Below are 18,431 nucleotides of genomic sequence, written 5' to 3'. Positions count from 1 at the left end.
CCATGGCCGATCTGGCCGTGGTTTTCCATTGGGCACCGGTTGACATGGACCAGCTGGGCCTGCAAGAACTGATGGAGTGGCGCGAGCGCGCCCGGGTGCGGAGTTCCACCGATGGCGAATGATTTAAAACTTCAGGTTCTGCTCAACGCCATCGACAAGGCGAGCGGCCCCCTGAAGGCCATCAACAACGGCAGCATAGGTGCCGCCCGCGCCCTCAAGGAAGCCCGCGACCGCCTCAAAGAACTCAACACCCAACAGAAGGACGTCAGCGCCTGGCGCACCCAGCGCGCTGCCGCCGAACAAACCGAGCAAGCCCTCGTCGCCGCCCGCGACAAAGTACGGGCGCTGTCCCAGCAGTTCGCTGCCACCGGTGCGCCGACCAAGGCAATGACCAAGGACTTTCGGGCAGCCGTTCGCGAAGCGCAGAAACTCAAGGAACAACATCAACAACAGGGCGAACAGCTCCAGGCCCTGCGCAGCAAGCTGCAAGGTGCCGGCATCAGCACCAAGAACCTCAGCAGTCACGAACGCCAGCTGCGCGAGCAAATCAGCGCCACCAACGCCAGCATCAGCGAACAAGGCAAACGCCTGGTCGCGTTGAACGCTCAGCAAAAGCGCCTTGCCATCGAGCGCGCCAGGCTGGAGAAAACCCAGAACCTCGCCGGCAACATGGCTATGAACGGCGCCGCCGGCCTGGGTGTGGGATATGCCGCGAGTCGGCCTGTGGCTAAGGCCATCGGTGCCTTCGCGCCGAACGAAGACTCGGCCACGCAACTCAAGGTTTCGATGATGGACGGCACCGGCAAGGTGTCTGAGGATTTTCAGATAATCACCGACCTGGCGACCAAGCTGGGCGACCGCCTGCCTGGTACCACGGCCGACTTTCAGGAAATGATGACTATGCTGCGGCGCCAAGGCCTCAGCGCAAAAAGCATCTTGGGCGGCACCGGCGAAGCTGCCGCTTACCTGGGTGTTCAGTTGCAGATGCCCGTAACCGCCGCGGCTGAATTTGCCGCGAAGATGCAGGACGCCACCCGAACATCAGAAAAAGACATGATGTCCCTGATGGACATCATTCAGCGTGGGTTCTACTCAGGTGTCCAGCCCACCAACATGCTCCAGGGCTTCAGCAAGATTGCACCGGTCATGGACACCATCAAAAAATCTGGCATCGACGCCGCTGCCGAACTGGCGCCGCTGCTGATCATGATGGACCAAGCCGGCATGGATGGCGGCGCGGCCGGTAACGCCTTCCGGAAGATCTTTCAGGCCGGGCTGAACAAGGACGGGGTCAAGGACGTTAACAAAATCATGGAGCTGGAAGGCAAGCCCATCCGCTTCAAATTTACCGACAACAAAGGCAACTTCGCGGGCCTGGAAAATCTGTTCGCTCAGGTCGAAAAACTCAAGACACTGAACGACGAAGACCGCACCACCACCATCAAGGATCTGTTCGGCGACGACTCCGAAACCATGACCACCTTGAACACCATGATGAGCAAGGGGCTCGACGGTTACCGGGAAATCCAGCAGAAGCTGCAGAACCAGGCCGACCTGCGCGAGCGCGTCAATGAACAACTCGGTACCCTCACCAATGTCATAGAGGCCGCTCAAGGCAGTTGGACAAATGCCATGGCCGAGTTCGGCGCCGCCGTGGCGCCTGAGCTAAAAGAGGTGATCCAAACCTTGGGAGAGGTCGCCAACAACGTTGGCGCCTGGGCCCGCGCGAACCCCAAGCTGGCCGGCGGCCTGGTCAAGGTCGTAGCTGCTGTAGCCGGCCTGGCCTTCGTGTTTGGTGGCCTGGCATTGACGATGGCGAGCCTACTCGGCCCTTTCGCCATGGTGCGATACGGCATGGGCATGTTTGGCATCCGCCTGGGCATTGTTAAAGCCCAGTTGATCGGCACGCGCACCGCAGCAGCAGGCGCCGGTGCCAACATCGGCAGGCTTGGGAAAGTCTGGCGGTCTTTGGTCGCGACGCGCTCGGCGGGCGGCTTGCTCAGTGCGTTACCCGCTTTTGTCAGCAGCGCACGCCTGGCTGCTGCCAGCGTGCTGCCAATGCTCGGTGGCGCGATCAGTGCAGTTGGTACCGCCATCATGGCGACGCCCATCGGCTGGCTGCTGGCGGCCATTGCGGCCCTGGTTGCGGCGGGTGTGCTGGTCTACAAGTATTGGAACCCCATCAAGGGCTTCTTCCTCGGTTTCTGGCAAGGCCTGGTCGGGGCCTTGCAACCGGTACTCGATAGTTTCGCCGGGCTCGGCCAATCGCTGCTGAACCTGGGCCAGGTCGTCATGACGCTGCCAGGTGTCGGCGCGGCGATGGAGCTTCTGGGCAACATCGCACGCCCGCTGTTCAGTCTGATATCAGATGGCGTCAGCAGTTTGATCACCTGGTTCGGCCAGCTACTTGCGCCCGTCGAAGATGTCGGTGGCGCCGCTCAGTCAATGGGCGAACGTTTTGGCGCTGTCATCGGCAATATGCTCAGCCTTTTGTTAGGCCTACCTGCACAGTTCGCTGAACTGGGTACGCAGATGATTCAAGGCCTGGCAAATGGCATCACCAACAGCCTGACCGTAGCCAAGGAGGCCATTACCGGGGCAGGCGATGCGGTGATTGGCTGGTTCAAGGAAAAGCTCGACATCCACAGCCCCTCGCGTGTGTTCGCGGAGCTGGGCGGCTTCACCATGGCCGGTCTGGCCCAGGGGCTTGAGGGCAGTCAAGACGGGCCGCTGGACGCCATGACAAGCCTGAGCAAACAACTCACGGCAGCCGGCACACTGGCCCTCGGTGCAACCGCCATGCCTCTGGCGGCCATGCCGTTGCAGCAATTCCCGGCCGGGGCTGCCGCTGCCTCTTCGCTGTCGATCGATGATCGTGCGCCCATCAGCCCTGCCCCGGCACCTGTCCATGACAGCCACGACACCTACGAAATCAACATCCACACCACGCCAGGCATGGACGCCCAGGCGATCAGCCGCGCCGTGCGGGCCGAGCTGGCGCGCATCGCCAGCGAAAAGGCTGCCCGCCAGCGCAGCAAACTGTCAGATCTGGAGTAACCCACCATGATGCTTGCCTTGGGCATGTTCGTGTTCAGCCTGTCCACCGCCGCTTACCAGGAGCTGCAACGTCAAACGGATTGGCGCCACGCGAGCAACAGCCGCGTCGGCGCCGCTCCGGCTCGACAGTTTGTCGGGCGCGGCGACGACACCATCACCCTACCCGGCGTCATCCTGCCGGAGCTGGCCGGCACCGCCCTTAGCCTCGACGCCCTGCGCCTGATGGCGAACACCGGCAAGGCCTGGCCGATGGTCGAAGGCAGTGGCCGGATCTACGGCTTGTGGATTATCGAAGGCCTGAGCGAAACCAAGACGCTGTTTTTCCGTGACGGCACGCCTCGGCGTATTGAATTCACGATCAACCTCAAGCGTATCGATGACAACCGGATCGATCTGCTCGGCGCTGGTACCAGCGCAGGCGTCAACATCTTGAGATCGCTGCTGTGATTGATGCTGCCCTGTCCAAGGTTACTGGCTACGTCGAAGACCTGGTCGAACGCTACCGCCGCGATGCGGCCTACCCGGTGCCGGCGTTTCGTATCACCGTCGATGGCAATGACATCGCCCAGTTGATCAGCCCACGGCTGATGAGCCTGGAGCTGACCGACAATCGCGGGATCGAGGCCGACCAGCTCAGCATCACCCTCAGCGACCACGACGGGCTGCTGGCGATCCCGCCCAAAGGCGCGACCATCCGGCTGTGGCTGGGTTGGAGCGACACCGGCCTGGTGGACAAAGGCACCTACACCGTCGATGAAACCGAACACAGCGGCGCGCCGGACGTACTGAGTATCCGCGCCCGCTCGGCGGATCTTCGCAAAGGACTGAAGACTAAACGCGAGCGCAGCTGGAGCAACACCACCCTCGGCGACGTCCTGGGCGATATCGCCTTGGGCAACGGCCTCACCGCCACCATCGCCGGCGCCCTGGACGGATTGCCCATCCTTCAGCTGGACCAGGCCAACGAATCCGACGCCAACCTGATCAGCCGCCTGGGGGAAGAGTTCGACGCGGTGGTCACCGTCAAGGCCGGCTGCCTGCTGTGCCTGCCGGCGGGCGGCGGCAAAACGGCCACCGGCGCCGAGCTGCCGCATATCACTCTCACCCGCACCGATGGAGACCAACACCGTTATCTGCAAGCTGACCGCGACAGCTACGACGGTGTGCGCGCCTATTTTTACGACGTGAACAGTGCGAAGAAACAGGAGGCCATCGCCGGTGGTGGTGAAAACCTCAAAGACCTGCGCCACACCTTCAGCGACCGCCAGTCCGGCCTGCGCGCTGCCCGGGCGGAATTCAACCGCCTGCAACGTGGCAGCGCGACGCTCAGCTATACCCTGGCGCGGGGGCGGCCTGACCTTATTCCCGAACTGACCTACACGCTCCAGGGCGTGAAACCGGAGATTGACGAGATCATCTGGTACGGCGGCAACGTGCAGCACACCCTTAGCCCGGACAATGGATACACCGTGAGCCTGGAGCTGGAGAGCAAGCTGCCCGAGGATACGGTTGAGGGGTTGGCAGAGGAAAACAAAGGGGATTACACGGGTATCATTGCGTATTATCGCGACAAGAAAACCGGGAAGGAAAAGACTGTGACGGCGGGGGATCAGAGCAAGCCGAAGCGGTTGCGGTGGTTGTACGCAAGCGAGAGAACAGCGAAGCGTGCCGCGGATCGCGAGCAGTCAAAATTGGTTAAAAAAACTCTGGAAGGTTAGCTCTCAAAACAGCCATCGTCATCTTCTCAGGTGCACGTCTCCATATGTTGTAAGCCATTATGAGACCTGTTATTTCCTTCTCCTGGACTCTCCAATAGAATTGCTCAAAGCCCTGTACTTTTACGAAGAAATACAGCATTTCATTGCTGAATGCATAGAACTCGTCGTGAGCTAGATCCCGTGCCTCCGCAGCTTCAAGTAGCTTTAGATAATAAAAAGCGATCTCATCTTGATCATCCCCGCCCTGGGCTCCTATCGGTAGACTCAAATCCGGCCTCCCATTGAAGCCTTCATGTGCGACCTTATGGCATTTGCGACAAAGCGTGATTCCATTGCCCGTTTCGTACCTTGCCCGTGGAACCAAGGTTCTCCTGAACACATGGTGCGCTTCAATCCGGTCATCAGAATCGCAAACGATGCATTGATAACCATCCCTGGCCCTAATAAACCGGCTCCAGAGCGCCAGACACCAACGATCGGAACGACCGTGTTCAATTGCTCTCGTAAGCCGGTCTCTAAGACGAATCAGAAGATCATTTTCCTTAATGCGCATGTCGGCGACGCTCATCATTCCTACCATGACTGTATAGATCGTTTGCAGCAGTATAAGTGAAGGATTGATGGACGTTCACCACACAAAGCCAAGCCGATCCACACGCAAAGGCCCTACCCGGCTCAATGACCTGATGCTTCTATGCTCCATCTGCTACCGCATGACTCACGTGCGCCTCCAATGGCCGATTCTGAACAGCTCAAAGCACTGACACAAGCAGCGAGGCAGCAAACGTAAAAGACATGTATATATTTTCAGTGCCCGACCTCGATCTTTACCGTCTTACGCGCTAGAATGCCTCCCGCTCGGAGGCAAAAAAATGTTCAAAATTGACGCTGTAGACCTTTTCTGCGGAGCTGGTGGCCTGACCGCGGGATTACGCGAGGCCGGAATTCGGGTACGCGCAGGTTTTGATATCGACGCTAGCTGTGAATATGCTTACACGCGGAATAATGGAGCCGTATTTTTCGGGAAAAACGTTGAAGACGTTACGGCTGAAGAAATCGAACGGTGCTATACGCCTGGATCAATAAAGCTTCTCGCTGGCTGCGCGCCTTGCCAGCCGTTTTCGTCCTACAACCAAGGCAGGGACACCACAACCGATCGAAAATGGCCCTTGCTCTATGCATTTCAACGCCTCATAAGAGAGGTTCAACCCGAGTTGGTAACCATGGAGAACGTTCCAGACGTTACCAAACACCAGGTTTATCATGACTTCGTAGCGTCCCTTCAAGATCACTACGAAATCTGGTCCGGAACCGTCGCCTGCGCCGATTATGGCTTACCCCAACGCCGCAAAAGGCATGTACTACTTGCCTCAAAGCTTGGAAAAATCAAGCTGATTGATCCGACGCATGCTAACGACCATGTGACAGTTAGGAAAAAGATTGCGCACTTTCCTGCCATTGCGGCCGGCGAATGCCATCCATCAGACCCAATGCATCGATCCGCCAGCTTGACACCAATCAATCTTGAGCGAATCCAGCAATCTGTTGAAGGAGGCACATGGAAGGACTGGAGACCAGATCTTCGAGCCAAGTGCCATCAGAAAGAAAGCGGTAAAACATATCCAAGTGTTTATGGGCGCATGAGCTGGGATAAGCCCAGCCCGACCATGACTACGCTTTGTTATGGATTTGGAAACGGACGTTTCGGTCACCCCAGCCAAGATCGAGGAATCTCTTTGCGGGAAGCTGCGACACTTCAGTCTTTTCCTGAGGATTACCTATTTATGCCACCAGACCAAATAACTTTCAAAGCTGTTGGACGAATGATTGGTAATGCTGTCCCCGTGCGCTTAGGCGAAGTAATTGGCGAAAGCCTCTTAATTCACATAAAGCAAATCAAGTTAAAATAAATATGGCTACAGCGAACAGCTTAAACCGCTGTTCGCAGCATCATATCCACAGCTGCACTATTTAACTTATTCCTTATCATATACTCACTGACAACTTTCCATCCACATAGAGAATGTATGGAATATAAAATCAATTCAAAAGAACTAGCCGCCATCATGAAAAAAGCGGGATAGCTTACAGGAAGCCAATTTTCTACCCCAGGAATTATCGCTCCGCAGTCAGTGGAGCGGATTGGTTGTATGTGAAAAAAATTATGTTTATCACCTGCATTTTCTGGGTGTTCGTATCTATAACCAAATCCTTTATACTCACCGGCCATTTGCTTTAATGATACAATTTCGGCATTGATTTTGTTGTTATCCTTTGCAATTAATCGAATTAACGTAACCCAATCTTTTCTTTCATCGGCGTCCAACAGATAAAACGGAGTTAATCCTCTAGGATTTTTTAGAAAATCCGCCAAATCCCTTTCAAGCTTAACTTTATGATCGCCCGCAAAAAGAAAATCAAACCCCCCGACCGTTCTAGGTGTAGCGCGCAACCCCCAGTATTTTTTTAAACTACCGACTGTTTGCAACCGATCGGAATTCCGAGCGTGCAACTGAACTAAAAATTTCCCTAAAGACTCAAACTCCTTACTCATGGAAAACCTCTACATCAGCAGGTACGACTGTGGTTCATAATTAACCTCAATAGCGAAGTCGGGAGAGCCGTTTTTCACCCAGCGTTGTTTTTCAAAGGCTGGTAAATCACTAGGAAAATCTGTCGCCTCTTCCTCGCAAACAAACTGGGAAGTGTCCTCGCAAAAAACTAAATTTGGTATCTGCGAGACATCAAAATCATCAGGGCGAACCAATTTTTCTTTTAACATACCCCCCCAGTAAACAGGTCGTGAAAACATAAAATCCGGTACAAATGCATATTCTTTAGCCAAAGGATTCAATTCAGCAGTCAATGTCAAATCACTGAGTCGATTCCACTGTTCAGAATCTCTCCAACCTGTAAAGATCCAAGGTAATTCAAGAGCCAAGTGAGGCAGATCAGAAAGTGTCTCTTGACTAGGTAGAACTATTTTTTCAAGCCAACGCCAAACAACGTTAGCCGTAACTCTTGCCAAACGATCATTATCCATAGCCTGCAAAATTTTGAGATCTTTCTCAAGAATATGAAAGACTCGCACGTCAGTCGCAGTAGTGAGCAGCTCTCTAAAAGTCACGTCCTCATCCTTTATTCCTAGAAGCCCGGAGAGCTCGTATCCGATATATTTAGGAGAAGAGGTGTCTTCTAAAACAAATCCAAATGTTTTGATGATACTGGCATCTAGTCTTTCCCGTACAAAGTCTGTCATTTTCGAAAAGCGAGCCGCCTCTTCCTGAAGATTTGGCCAATGCCAAGGCCTAAAACCAGAAAAACCATTTGACTTCCAGGCTCCAGGATTCACCACCTGATGACTACCCATATCTAAGTCAGCTTTCGAAAACCAAGAGCGCTTCATGGTCAGATCAAAAGAGTTATTCCCGTATTGATTCACAACCACCAACGGCCCCACGTCACACATAAGCCTGGCAGCGTACGCAATTTCCGCCCCGGTAGACCAGCCTGCATTACCACCACTCGAGTCTAAACCAAGCAAGTCGTAATCTATAATCACCAAATCATAACCATCAAGTGCTTTAACGCTTTCAAATCTACCATTTCTTGCTTCAATTCTCTTTTGCTGTATTTCGTTTATAACATCCGAAACTTCATCACGGTTAAACACCTTAACTTCGCTTCCATCAACCAGAAACTTCCGTATGGTATCCGCCCACGTTTCGGCGCGACCTGTTTCATCATCCAAAATTAGAAATTTCATGCCACCCTCAACTGAACCATTCAATTTTAAATGCGGTTTTAAACCCTGGTAACGGTTCCGCAAATGAAACATCGCAACCAAGCGAGTCGGCCACCATTTTGACAATAGTCAGGCCTAACCCAACCCCACCTAAGCCGAGAGCTTTTCTCTCATCTGGAATTTCGAGCCTGCGGATAAAAGGTTTGAATAAGTCAGCGCTGTCGTGCAATCTCACCCCAACGCCCGTATCCATCACATAAACTACGGAGCGACCGTTTTCGAAATTCTCTCCGAAACAAGAAATTTCTTTAACGTCAGAATCAATCATCGCATTTATTGAATTTATTAAAACATTCTGAAAAATGGCATTCCATGCAGCTAAAGTCCCCTCAGGCAATATGACCGTCTTAGAAACCCTCTCCACACTAACTGATACATTCCTTAGTAAGGCTTCGGAATTATTTATGACGTTTTTGAGCACCTTTTGTGCGTTGTACTTATTTCTGCCCTCGCGATCATATTGACTCATAAGCGGTGAAAATAGCTTTCGAGCTTTTGCGGATCTATCTGCCCAAGACCTTATAATAGCCAAAAGCTCAGAACCCTGACCGAGCGAAACTGCATCTGTATTATTAGAAAGCCGTAAGATTATGTCATTTAAAGCCGTGAGTTCCTTCCCTAATTCATGCTCCAAAGCTATTGCAGCCATACCTGTGGTAGCTAAAGCGCCAAGCAGTACCCGCTCCTCATTCAACGCAGCTCTACGTTTTCCCTCAAGATCTTCAAGCTCTTTAAACCGGTTGGATACGACCTCAATTTCGCTCGCTATAGAATCAGGTACTTTAAGCGAGAGCTGAAACAACCCCTCTCTAATCTCAGATATTTTCTGCTCGGTTTTAGGGACATCAAGTCGAGCGGCATTTTTCATCATCTGTCGTCGTTCAAATGAACGCATCGCATAAAAATCGATCGCCCATCTTACTGACCTTTCCAGCTCATCAAATGCGAGATTATCAATAAGCCTATCTCGCGTGACCTGTACGTTAAGATAATTACCTCGCTCAACATCTTCGTAAGAGGCTGCACTCCGCTCATGCGAGGTCGATATTTGAGAAACACCAAATATACGACCATTTGTGGGTAGATCGTTCAACCCGCTTGATACTTGCAAGTTGGCAGGCAAAAGCTGGGATTTATTAAGACGGTGGGAGTGATCAATCTCCAACTGAAGCCAGTCCTGCTCCCCCCCACCATAGAATGGCAACCGAAAGCTATTATCGTAGATATGAACACCACCAAACTTTTTAAAATACTCTCGCGCGTCCCCAACTTTTACATCGCCTGCTTGCTTACCTGACAACTTGAAGACAAAAATCTTGAACTTTACCTCATCAAGCACCCGTTTGCTTGGTTCGAACGAAGCCTCATAGACATCTCCATTCTTGAACGTAACAGTAACATTTGTTTCACCTTTCCCCCTACCATCCTCCAGCGACCCTTCGATAATTGCGATCCAATTATCTAGGGCTTTATTCATCTGCCTAGAAAATTCGCCTATGTCCTCATCCGGCAATCCCTTCACGATGACATCAAATTGGTCTTTTACATCTAGCCCACCCATAAGTTTCGCGGGAGGACGCAGAAACCAAAGCTCCTTTGCCAACTCTCGAAGATCATCAGAACTCCAAATCTGCTTCAAACCTTCAATTTTTACGCAAGTGCCGTTAGGATATTTTTGATAAATCAAACTAGAGTGCTGGCTGGTGTCGATGAATGCACCCGCATTTATCATCTCACCAGCACCTCTAGCGTTGCTCCAATTTACAGTAGCCTCAACAAATTCTCGCTCGTTACGCTTAACAGTCTCAATCGTTAGGACATCACCCAAAAATTGAGCCGACAATCGCCCAACTCCTTTAGAGCCCGTTATTGACCGATTAAGATTCGCAGTTACTTGTCGCTCTTGCTTATGAGTAGTCCCAACTCTTAACCAGTAATTGATAAAATCATTTTTGGACATGCCGTCGCCGTTGTCCGCAACGATGATACTGTCGTCTTTAAACTCTATGGTCACCTCTGTAGCTTCTGCATCGTAAGAGTTCTTTACAAGCTCTGCCAATGCAACGTGAGGTTTCCCAACTAGTCGCTCGCCCAACTCTCGGAACAATGCAGCATCGACCGTAAACTCGTGAAAGTCACCTTTAGGCTCTTCAATCACGATTAATGGTTCAGGCATAATGAACCCCGCGAAAATTTGAAATTAGACATGGCAGCGATTGCTGTCTTTTATCGGAAAACAAGGCATAGAGCATGCTTCTTGCTTACTACATAAGAATGAGAGTTCTGTACGTATAAGCTCTTGCGAATATTTTACTGACGCAGAGACGAGATTTTTCCTAAGCATGCATCACGTCCCTTGTGCGGCGGAGGAAGCGTAAGTCATCGGCCTTACGCCGTTAGCGAATACATCCGTTCTTAATGGGTACAGATTATGCTGGCCGTTTGGTATCGGCAAGGGCTTCAGTCAAATCCTTGAGGCGCTGCTCAATGTCCATTAAGCGTTTCTTTTCCTCAGCAGCGCTTTGTATCTCCCGTTTACCCGCCTCTCCCAACGACCGGAACAGCTCAAGCATGGCCTCCTCCCGGGGATCAATCAGCGCTGGTGAGGGCTTCGTCTCAGGAAGATTGCGATGCATAGGGCCCTCACCCGCAAGCAGCCAATCAAGTGAAATTCCTACGGTGTCGCTCACGCTTACGCACAATGCATAAGGAATTGACTGACGACTTCGCCAGCTGCCGAGCGTCTGGCGGTTCACATGGAGCTTTCTAGCCAGCTCGCTATCGTTATCAACCGAAAATACCGTCATCAAACGATCAAGCACGGCGTCGAGCGACGTTTTATTCATTTAGAGTCAATACCGCTTGATTTATTCAGAAAGAGTAAATAGGCTTATGCGTAACGAGTACATCTTAACCAAACAGGAACACATCAACCATGAGCCAAGCCATGGAAAAGCGTCAGATTCAGGCGCGACTGATTGAGCACGGCAGTAATTTCCGCCAGTTCGCGATCAGTCACGGCTACGAGCCACGCACGGTGACTCAGGTAGTCCAACGCTGGGCCGGTCACGACACGCTGCCTCGGGGGCGATTGTCGTTCCGCATTCTGCGTGACCTCTCCAAGGTGATCGGCAAGGAAGTCCTACCCGGAATCCTGGCGGATTCCAACGAGCAAACAGAATGCAAGGCTGTGTGAAGTGACTGTAGGGCCGATGGCGCCAGGGAGAAACCAGAACATGAAACGCCCACTACTAGCGACCAAGCGCCAAGTGATGAGCGCAGTCATCTGCGCTTACCCCGGCGGGCGCGAGTGCGCCGCTGCCCGGCTCGGTTATGAACTCAAGAAGTTCGATAACCATGTTTACGAAAACGCCGGCAGCCGCCCCCTGAGCGATGAGCAGATTCACTTGCTTGAGCAGGACGCCGGCACGACCCACCTGCCTGAATACGTCGCAGCCATGTATGGCGGCATGTTTGTGCCGCTCGCTAAACCCGAGACGCTGGACAACATCGACCTGTACAGCCGGTCGGTACACGCCGCAGCGAAGCGCGGCTATGTCGATCAGATCATTGCGAAGGCGCTAGAAGACGGCGTGGTTGAACCAGGCGAGGCTGCGGCAATTCTCGGTGCTCACAATCGCTACATGGCTGCGCGCCATTCCGAAGTGCTGGCCACCATCCAGCTGCACAGCAAGGAGCGCAAGCATTGAGCACTTACAAGCTGGTCTGCCCTCACTGCCTCGGCCGCATGCGTATCCGCACCAGCGAAGGCACACACATTTTCCTGCGGGTGGCCTACCTGCAATGCACCAACGAGGCCTGCGGCTGGTCGGTGCGGGCTGAGTTCGAAATGACTCATGAAATGAGCCCCAGCGGCATGGCTAACCCCACCGTCAAACTGCCCATCGCCGACATTGCTCTGCGCCGTGCCGCGATGAAATCCGCCAACGATCAACCCGACCTGCTCGACCAAATGGAAATGGAGTGTGCGCAATGAACCATGAAGAGCTTGACCACGATTACCGCAGCAGCATGCAGCGGGTGGCGTTCGCCTACCTGCAACGGCACGAAGCGCAGCACCTGGTGGACTCCGATCTGTTGTACGAAAACTGCGTTCGGCACATGACCACCGCGATGGAAGTGCCGGTGTTCATGGCGCAAAAGCTGGTGCACAACGCCTGGACTGAATTGCAGGTCATCAACCAGCGCAGGTGGATCGGCGTGGACTGGGGAAACAGCCCAGGCAGCACTGTCGTCCACCTTATCGATACTCGGGCCGACCTTCGGTACCCGGTTCCGGCAAGGCTGCTGCCACAAACCCTGCTCGCCCAGCGCGATGACGCGCTGAAGCAACACCCTCAGTAACCCCCGTTTAAACAACCCGCCCTGCCCCGCTTCCCGTGGGTTTGGGTGAGCTTTGCCCGAAATTCGAGGTGGACCATGCAAATCGACGTCGCCATCACCGCAAAACTGCCACGCGAAGAGGCCGAAGCGCTGCTCCAAGCGCTACGGAGCCAGTACGCCCAGCAGTTCAACGAGCATTGGTACGACGACCGCTTTCGCATGATCCCCGAGGGGTTGCGGCATGGCTCGTTGCTCGCGGCCTTCCCGGTGATGGCCGCGCAAAAACGCCTGATCGGCGCCATTAAACACAGTCTCGACGAAGCGAAGTAAGCCACGATGGAAATGGAACAAAGGCTGCGAGCCGACGTCATCCAACGCATTGAGCGGGACTACCAGCTCAAGCACATGCCCGGCACCAACTACATGCGCAAGGGTGTATGCCCTGCGCCAGGATGCGGCCAGAAGACCCTGTACACCTTCTACGATTCGCCCTGGACGCTGATCTGTGGCCGGCCGGAAAAATGCGGCCACCGTGTCCACGTCAAGGACGTCTACGCCGACTTGTTCAACGACTGGAGCAAGAACGCACCATCTACACCAGATAACCCGGTCGCCACAGCACGCGCCTACCTTGAGTTCGCTCGGGGCTTCAAATTTGAGCTGATCGCCGGTTGGTTCACCCAGGAGAACTACTGGGATAGCCGGCTGAACATCGGCAGTGCCACGGTGCGTTTCCCCCTGGAAAAAGGCGGCTACTGGGAGCGCCTGATAGACCGACCTGACCGATTCGGCAAGATGAAAGCCCGCTTCCGACCAACCGGTGAAGGCTTGCCAGGTTACAAGGGCGTCTGGTGGTGTCCGCCAAGCGTGGACCTGCTGAACGTCGATGAACTCTGGATTACAGAGGGCATTTTCGATGCCATCGCACTGCTGCATAACGACACCTCGGCCGTGTCGATGATGTCCAGCGCCCCCTGCCCGACCGACTCGCTCAAGGCCCTGGTCAAGCTGCGCCACGACGCAGACAAGCGCCTGCCGCGCCTGGTTTGGGCGTTGGATAACGAGCCCGTCGCAAAGGCCAACATGCGCCGCTGGGCAAAGGAAGCCCGCGACCTGGGATTCACCTGCAAAGCCGCAGTGATTCCGCAGCCCAATGGCAGAAAAGTGGACTGGAACGACCTTCACCTACGGTGGAAGTCGATCGAGGGCGACGACAAACGCGCCGAGCAGATCAAGCGAGACTTCGACGAAGCCCTTCACCATGGGGACTTGCTTCTGGCTGATTCCGCAGAGGAAAAGGGATTTCTGATCTACCTGCGCGACGAGCGCAAGGAATTCCATTTTTCGTTTCGCAAGCGCCTGTACTGGTTTCGGCTGGACCTTGAACGGTACGACCGTGCCATGGGTGACCTGGAGAGTTCGGACCGGCATGAGGATCAGTTGCTCACGGATGAACAGCGCCGCTACAAGGCGTTGCGTCAATCGGGCTCGGTCACCAGCATCGCCAACTGCAATTTCCAGGCGCTGTATTACATGCGCAACGATCTGACCGACGAGGCCTGGTACTACTTCCGCATCGAGCGCCCGCAAGGTGCCGTCATCAAAAGTACGTTCACGGCCAAGCAGCTCACCTCTGCGCCTGAATTCGCGAATCGCCTGCTCAACGTTTCCAATGGCGCGATGTTCGAGGGTAGCGCCCAACAACTGAAACGGATCCTGGCGCCCCAGCTCGATTGCCTGAAAACGGTGAACACCATTGAGTGGATCGGCTACAGCCGCGAGCACGGTGCCTATGTGTTCAACGATCTGGCCTTCTACGGCGGGACGATACAGAAGCGCAACAAGGAAGACTTCTTCGACCTCGGCAAGCTGAGCATCAAGTCGCAGAGCCAGTCGCCGGTGCTGCACATCAATACTGACCTCAATACCTATAACGAAGGTTGGTTCGACATTTTCTGGCGCTGCTTTGGCGTACAGGGCCTGGTGGTGCTGGCCTGGTGGCTGGGCGCCTTGCACGCTGAGCAGATCCGCCAGATCCACAAATCCCTGATGTTTCTGGAGCTGGTGGGTGAAGCCGGTTCAGGCAAAACCACATTGATCGAGCTGCTGTGGAAACTCGTTGGGCGCACTGACTACGAGGGTTTCGACCCATCCAAAGCGACAGCCGCGAGCCGTGCACGAAATTTTTCGCAGGTCAGCAACTTGCCGGTGGTCCTGATCGAGTCGGAGCGTGAACAGAAGGATGGCCAGCCTGTTAAACACTTCGATTGGGACGAACTTAAAACCGCCTACAACGGCCGCAGCGTTCGCTCCACCGGCGTGAAGAACAATGGCAACGACACCCATGAACCGCCGTTCCGCGCAGCCCTGCTGATCGCGCAGAACAACCCGGTGAGCGCCTCGGAACCCATCCTGCAGCGACTTTGCCATGTCCACCTGACGCGGGAGCACCACACGCCGGAAACCAAGCAGTTCGCCGAGCAACTGGAACGCATGCCGATGGAAAACATCAGCGGCTTCCTGGTCAAGGCCCTGCAACGCGAAGCCAGCACCATGAGCCTGATGGAGGAGAACACCTCCCGCTACGAACAGGAGCTGCTGGCCCAGCCCGGCGTGCGCACCGTGCGTATCGCCAAGAACCACGCCCAATTGCGCAGCCTGGTGGATGCATTGGCAGAAATAGTGCCCCTGGGCGAACGCCGCAAGGCTCTGGCGCACGCCGAAGTCAGCCGCATGGCCTTGGAGAGACAGCAGGCAATCAACGCCGACCACCCGACCGTGCGCGAGTTTTGGGACCTGTACGAATTCCTCAATGGCCTGGATGAGAAAGGCGCGCTCAACCATGCGCGTCGGGACGGCCTGATCGCCGTGAACCTCAACGAGTTCGTAGAAATGGCCGCCAACAAGCGGCAGCAGGTGCCCGCGCTCAGCGACCTGAAACGCCTGCTTAAGACCAGCAAGTCACCCAAGTTTCTGGAGTCGAACAAGCCCGTTAACTCGGTGCGGTTGCTGGATGCTTTCGACAAGCCGAAAACCATTCGCTGCTGGGTTTTCCAGGGCGTTTAACCACCGCAACAAAAGGAGAGTTCCCATGAACACGGCGCCCCAAAAACAACAGACCAATTGGTTCCAGCAGTTGCAAGAGTTCGAAGCAAAGCGCCCCGCCGTCCGCAAGGCCGGTATCAAGGCACTGAACCGCCTTATCCCTGTCGCCCAGCGCGGTACAGGCCAGAGCGCCGTTGTCGGCCGTTTCCTGCTCGGGCTCTACAACGGCCACGACTACCCGTTTGTGCTGACAAGCCTACGCGGCCTCGACACAGCGCTGTTCGAAGACTGCCTGGCCGTGCTGCAACTGGATTTCTCACCAGAACAGGAAGTGCACACCTACTTCCCCAACGGCGACGCCATCTGGGCAGAACTGATCAGGGCTTGGGCATGAAGTGGGCACCGAAACGCAACCGAGACGGGCAAGTGCAGCAGAACTGCTGGGTTACCGACAGCGGCTACACCGTGGCCGAGTGCCGGTTGCCAGAAGCGCGTTACCCCATCACTCGCCCAGGTGGCGAACTGCCTTTCGCTTACGCGAAGGATCGGGATGAAGTCATCGCAATCATCAAGCAAGACCAGGCCACAACGGCCTGAAAGATGGTGTCGAGGAGCGCCAACTCCCCGACACCTACCACCACTAAGGAGCAGCACCATGCAAGCACAGAACCCAAGCAGCAGCGCCGCGAAGACTAGCACGAACACTATGGATGCCGGCGAGGCCACCGTATGAGCGTATTCCTTCTGCTCTATCTATGTGCAGACGCGACACGAACGGATTGCCAGGTCTTGCCCGCTCAACGCTGGGACGGTCCCGACGCTTATGAGCAGTGCGTCAGCGCAGTGCCAGGGCTTACTCAGGCATTGAGCGCACCGAACCGGGAGCGACATCGGTTCGTTTGCGAGATCCAGACCGACAGCGCACAGCCGGCAAGGACTACCGCCCGACCGACGCTCATTCACCAATCGTTTCGGATGTGAGGGACATCATGAACACAGCCTTTATCCTGATGGCCCAGTACGACGGCCAGGCGATTATCTCGCTGGAGCAGGTCTGCCGGGACTACTTCACGCACCTGACGCCTGACATGTTCCAGCGCAAGGTGATGAGCGGTCAGATCAAGATCCCCATCACCCGCCTGGAACGCAGCCAGAAATCGGCCAAGGGGATCCATATCACCGACTTGGCCGCTTATCTCGATCTACAGCGGGCAGCCGCGGTTAAGGAGAACAGCCAGCTCAACGGGTTAAAACACGCCTTTTGAGCCACTTCATTGATGCGGCGCCCAGTTGGACGGGCGCCCTCAATATTTCTTCGTACCACTCCCACTTCACATAGCGATCACCCTTGCCACGTAGGTGGGTGTATCGCCTCAGCGAATTCCAGTCACGATGCCCCGAAACGCTCGCCACCCGGGGAATGTCCCAGTCCATTTCGAACAGGCGGCTTACACCTTCGTGCCGCAGGTCATGGAAGTGCAGATCATTGATTTCCAGGAATTTGCAGGCCTTTGCCCATGAGGTGGAAATTGATTCAGGGCTGTATGGGAAAATATCCTCGCCGGCACGGGGCATGGTCTGGAGGATCTTCCAGGCCTCGTCTGGGATGTAGCACCAGACGTCGTTGCCAATCTTCTGGCCTGGGTTCTTCATGTCGCGTACCAACACCCGCTGGCCGGCCTCGTCGAGGTCATCCCAGCGAATTCGGGTGATTTCGTCGAGACGGCGCGTCGAGAACAGGGCGAAGCCCACCACTTTCATCATGTTGATGATGCTGCGACGCCGGTCCTGCATATCCCGGTAGTGCTTCATGAGCTCCCCCAGCTCATCCAGCGTGGGGCGCCGGTCACGCTCGCGGCTCTTCAAGTTGTAGCCCAGCTTGCGCAGCACACGCCGTGCGCCGCCCATCGCCATGGGATCGAGCTGATAACCCCAGGCGTCTTTGCCGATGGAAAGCACGGCGCCAAGGTGCGCCAAGTCGTTGCCGGCGGTCTGCGCCTGGACGCCTCCCCCCTCTGGGCTCATCCGCCACAGCGCGTAATCAACCAGGCATTGGGTGTTGATGTCAGTGTCGGCCAACTTGCCCATGTACGTCTGGCCGATGGCCGTAAGGGTTGCTCGCTTTGTCTTGCCCAGCGGCCGGGCTTTCTCAACCTCGATTAGATATCGATCGATCATGTCTTTGAGCGTGACGCCTTTCCGGCTCGCCCGCTCAATCGCACCAGGCTCATCTAGCTCGGACTCACGCTTGCGTGCCCAGGCCTGCGCCGCCTGTTTCCGGGCGAAGGTCTGGCTCTCTTGATAGACTTGCACTCCGTCGCGCTTGATGCGGATCTGAGCCGTGTAGCTAACAGACCCATCCGCCAGTTTTCTTGCCCTGATAGTCGCCATGTCAAAAGTGGTACGCGTCAGTTTTGAAGTGGTACATCGTACCACCGAGCCTTCAAAAACGCCTGAAAACG

General features: G+C 55.0%; 21 protein-coding genes. 15 read left to right on the top strand and 6 right to left on the bottom strand.

Features of this window, described 5'->3' with window-relative positions:
* The first annotated feature begins 2 nt into the window (after positions 1-2).
* From J3P84_RS09985 to J3P84_RS09970, 4 genes are read left to right on the top strand one after another with little or no spacing between them, the layout of a single operon-like run.
* Positions 3-122 carry a GpE family phage tail protein gene (locus J3P84_RS09985; RefSeq protein ID WP_434629839.1) on the top strand — a complete coding sequence of 40 codons (120 nt, stop codon included), beginning with the start codon at positions 3-5 and terminating at the stop codon, positions 120-122.
* The gene (locus tag J3P84_RS09980; protein ID WP_434629836.1) at positions 112-3,057 is read left to right on the top strand and encodes a phage tail tape measure protein; all 2,946 of its coding nucleotides are present in this window, start codon (positions 112-114) and stop codon (positions 3,055-3,057) included. The genes J3P84_RS09985 and J3P84_RS09980 overlap by 11 nt, the downstream gene beginning before the upstream one ends.
* 6 nt (positions 3,058-3,063) lie before the next feature.
* On the top strand, positions 3,064-3,504 hold the full coding sequence (locus J3P84_RS09975) for a phage tail protein (RefSeq protein WP_434629834.1): 441 nt from the start codon (positions 3,064-3,066) through the stop codon (positions 3,502-3,504).
* Positions 3,501-4,775, top strand: a complete 1,275-nt coding sequence (locus J3P84_RS09970) for a phage late control D family protein (protein WP_434629831.1) — start codon at positions 3,501-3,503, stop codon at positions 4,773-4,775. Before J3P84_RS09975 ends, J3P84_RS09970 begins: the two co-directional genes overlap by 4 nt.
* Here the strand turns inward: J3P84_RS09970 and J3P84_RS09965 are convergent.
* On the bottom strand, positions 4,753-5,343 hold the full coding sequence (locus J3P84_RS09965) for an HNH endonuclease (protein ID WP_434629828.1): 591 nt from the start codon (positions 5,341-5,343) through the stop codon (positions 4,753-4,755). The genes J3P84_RS09970 and J3P84_RS09965 overlap by 23 nt on opposite strands.
* A gap of 52 nt (positions 5,344-5,395) precedes the next feature.
* Between J3P84_RS09965 and J3P84_RS09960 the strand changes: the two genes are divergently transcribed.
* Both J3P84_RS09960 and J3P84_RS09955 read left to right on the top strand, forming a co-directional pair.
* Positions 5,396-5,539, top strand: coding sequence for an HNH endonuclease (locus J3P84_RS09960; protein WP_434629826.1), 144 nt, complete (start codon positions 5,396-5,398; stop codon positions 5,537-5,539).
* A 108-nt stretch (positions 5,540-5,647) separates the two neighbouring features.
* Positions 5,648-6,685, top strand: a complete 1,038-nt coding sequence (locus J3P84_RS09955) for a DNA cytosine methyltransferase (protein WP_434629823.1) — start codon at positions 5,648-5,650, stop codon at positions 6,683-6,685.
* 20 nt (positions 6,686-6,705) lie between these two features.
* Here J3P84_RS09955 and J3P84_RS09950 read toward each other — a convergent pair whose 3' ends face one another.
* The 4 genes from J3P84_RS09950 to J3P84_RS09935 form a co-directional block, all read right to left on the bottom strand.
* Positions 6,706-7,329 carry a hypothetical protein gene (locus tag J3P84_RS09950; RefSeq protein ID WP_434629820.1) on the bottom strand — a complete coding sequence of 208 codons (624 nt, stop codon included), beginning with the start codon at positions 7,327-7,329 and terminating at the stop codon, positions 6,706-6,708.
* Positions 7,330-7,338: 9 nt separating this feature from the next.
* Entirely contained in the window at positions 7,339-8,541 is a 1,203-nt protein-coding gene (locus tag J3P84_RS09945; protein WP_434629817.1) for a hypothetical protein, read from the bottom strand.
* Positions 8,542-8,548: 7 nt separating this feature from the next.
* A complete protein-coding gene (locus tag J3P84_RS09940; protein WP_434629815.1) occupies positions 8,549-10,756 on the bottom strand; it encodes an ATP-binding protein in 2,208 nt (735 codons plus the stop codon).
* A 253-nt stretch (positions 10,757-11,009) separates the two neighbouring features.
* Entirely contained in the window at positions 11,010-11,426 is a 417-nt protein-coding gene (locus tag J3P84_RS09935) for a helix-turn-helix domain-containing protein (protein WP_434629812.1), read from the bottom strand.
* 101 nt (positions 11,427-11,527) lie between these two features.
* Between J3P84_RS09935 and J3P84_RS09930 the strand changes: the two genes are divergently transcribed.
* The 9 genes from J3P84_RS09930 to J3P84_RS09890 all read left to right on the top strand — a co-directional run bounded on the left by J3P84_RS09930 (position 11,528) and on the right by J3P84_RS09890 (position 17,234).
* Positions 11,528-11,776 carry a hypothetical protein gene (locus tag J3P84_RS09930; RefSeq protein WP_144924355.1) on the top strand — a complete coding sequence of 83 codons (249 nt, stop codon included), beginning with the start codon at positions 11,528-11,530 and terminating at the stop codon, positions 11,774-11,776.
* A 40-nt stretch (positions 11,777-11,816) separates the two neighbouring features.
* The gene (locus J3P84_RS09925) at positions 11,817-12,290 is read left to right on the top strand and encodes a YmfL family putative regulatory protein (RefSeq protein ID WP_434629810.1); all 474 of its coding nucleotides are present in this window, start codon (positions 11,817-11,819) and stop codon (positions 12,288-12,290) included.
* Positions 12,287-12,577, top strand: a complete 291-nt coding sequence (locus J3P84_RS09920) for an ogr/Delta-like zinc finger family protein (protein WP_434629807.1) — start codon at positions 12,287-12,289, stop codon at positions 12,575-12,577. Before J3P84_RS09925 ends, J3P84_RS09920 begins: the two co-directional genes overlap by 4 nt.
* On the top strand, positions 12,574-12,945 hold the full coding sequence (locus tag J3P84_RS09915; RefSeq protein ID WP_434629804.1) for a hypothetical protein: 372 nt from the start codon (positions 12,574-12,576) through the stop codon (positions 12,943-12,945). Before J3P84_RS09920 ends, J3P84_RS09915 begins: the two co-directional genes overlap by 4 nt.
* Before the next feature lie 75 nt (positions 12,946-13,020).
* Entirely contained in the window at positions 13,021-13,254 is a 234-nt protein-coding gene (locus J3P84_RS09910) for a hypothetical protein (protein WP_434629801.1), read from the top strand.
* A 12-nt stretch (positions 13,255-13,266) separates the two neighbouring features.
* Complete coding sequence (locus J3P84_RS09905; RefSeq protein ID WP_434631255.1) at positions 13,267-15,990, top strand: toprim domain-containing protein; 2,724 nt, start codon at positions 13,267-13,269, stop codon at positions 15,988-15,990.
* 25 nt (positions 15,991-16,015) lie between these two features.
* Complete coding sequence (locus tag J3P84_RS09900; RefSeq protein ID WP_434629798.1) at positions 16,016-16,363, top strand: DUF7673 family protein; 348 nt, start codon at positions 16,016-16,018, stop codon at positions 16,361-16,363.
* Positions 16,360-16,566: a hypothetical protein gene (locus tag J3P84_RS09895; protein ID WP_258690712.1), complete on the top strand. Its 207-nt coding sequence runs from the start codon at positions 16,360-16,362 to the stop codon at positions 16,564-16,566. Before J3P84_RS09900 ends, J3P84_RS09895 begins: the two co-directional genes overlap by 4 nt.
* A 392-nt stretch (positions 16,567-16,958) precedes the next feature.
* A complete protein-coding gene (locus J3P84_RS09890; RefSeq protein WP_024778225.1) occupies positions 16,959-17,234 on the top strand; it encodes a pyocin activator PrtN family protein in 276 nt (91 codons plus the stop codon).
* Here the strand turns inward: J3P84_RS09890 and J3P84_RS09885 are convergent.
* Positions 17,209-18,360, bottom strand: a complete 1,152-nt coding sequence (locus tag J3P84_RS09885) for a tyrosine-type recombinase/integrase (protein WP_434629793.1) — start codon at positions 18,358-18,360, stop codon at positions 17,209-17,211. The genes J3P84_RS09890 and J3P84_RS09885 overlap by 26 nt on opposite strands.
* Between the last annotated feature and the right edge of the window lie 71 nt (positions 18,361-18,431).

It is taken from the genome of Pseudomonas sp. Z1-29 (assembly GCF_051131995.1).
In the GTDB taxonomy this organism is placed as follows: Bacteria; Pseudomonadota; Gammaproteobacteria; order Pseudomonadales; family Pseudomonadaceae; genus Aquipseudomonas.
Note: the sequence above shows the minus strand (reverse complement) of the source record. Positions and strands in the feature narration are given on the sequence as shown.

Bases quoted from the DNA above. Each gene is read 5' to 3' on its own strand.
- J3P84_RS09945 (WP_434629817.1), bottom strand. From the start codon at position 8,541: ATGAAATTTCTAATTTTGGATGATGAAACAGGTCGCGCCGAAACGTGG.
- J3P84_RS09925 (WP_434629810.1), top strand. From the start codon at position 11,817: ATGAAACGCCCACTACTAGCGACCAAGCGCCAAGTGATGAGCGCAGTC.
- J3P84_RS09955 (WP_434629823.1), top strand. From the start codon at position 5,648: ATGTTCAAAATTGACGCTGTAGACCTTTTCTGCGGAGCTGGTGGCCTG.
- J3P84_RS09985 (WP_434629839.1), top strand. From the start codon at position 3: ATGGCCGATCTGGCCGTGGTTTTCCATTGGGCACCGGTTGACATGGAC.
- J3P84_RS09975 (WP_434629834.1), top strand. From the start codon at position 3,064: ATGATGCTTGCCTTGGGCATGTTCGTGTTCAGCCTGTCCACCGCCGCT.
- J3P84_RS09980 (WP_434629836.1), top strand. From the start codon at position 112: ATGGCGAATGATTTAAAACTTCAGGTTCTGCTCAACGCCATCGACAAG.
- J3P84_RS09885 (WP_434629793.1), bottom strand. From the start codon at position 18,360: ATGGCGACTATCAGGGCAAGAAAACTGGCGGATGGGTCTGTTAGCTAC.
- J3P84_RS09960 (WP_434629826.1), top strand. From the start codon at position 5,396: ATGGACGTTCACCACACAAAGCCAAGCCGATCCACACGCAAAGGCCCT.
- J3P84_RS09910 (WP_434629801.1), top strand. From the start codon at position 13,021: ATGCAAATCGACGTCGCCATCACCGCAAAACTGCCACGCGAAGAGGCC.
- J3P84_RS09930 (WP_144924355.1), top strand. From the start codon at position 11,528: ATGGAAAAGCGTCAGATTCAGGCGCGACTGATTGAGCACGGCAGTAAT.
- J3P84_RS09895 (WP_258690712.1), top strand. From the start codon at position 16,360: ATGAAGTGGGCACCGAAACGCAACCGAGACGGGCAAGTGCAGCAGAAC.
- J3P84_RS09935 (WP_434629812.1), bottom strand. From the start codon at position 11,426: ATGAATAAAACGTCGCTCGACGCCGTGCTTGATCGTTTGATGACGGTA.
- J3P84_RS09905 (WP_434631255.1), top strand. From the start codon at position 13,267: ATGGAACAAAGGCTGCGAGCCGACGTCATCCAACGCATTGAGCGGGAC.
- J3P84_RS09965 (WP_434629828.1), bottom strand. From the start codon at position 5,343: ATGAGCGTCGCCGACATGCGCATTAAGGAAAATGATCTTCTGATTCGT.
- J3P84_RS09900 (WP_434629798.1), top strand. From the start codon at position 16,016: ATGAACACGGCGCCCCAAAAACAACAGACCAATTGGTTCCAGCAGTTG.
- J3P84_RS09940 (WP_434629815.1), bottom strand. From the start codon at position 10,756: ATGCCTGAACCATTAATCGTGATTGAAGAGCCTAAAGGTGACTTTCAC.
- J3P84_RS09915 (WP_434629804.1), top strand. From the start codon at position 12,574: ATGAACCATGAAGAGCTTGACCACGATTACCGCAGCAGCATGCAGCGG.
- J3P84_RS09890 (WP_024778225.1), top strand. From the start codon at position 16,959: ATGAACACAGCCTTTATCCTGATGGCCCAGTACGACGGCCAGGCGATT.
- J3P84_RS09950 (WP_434629820.1), bottom strand. From the start codon at position 7,329: ATGAGTAAGGAGTTTGAGTCTTTAGGGAAATTTTTAGTTCAGTTGCAC.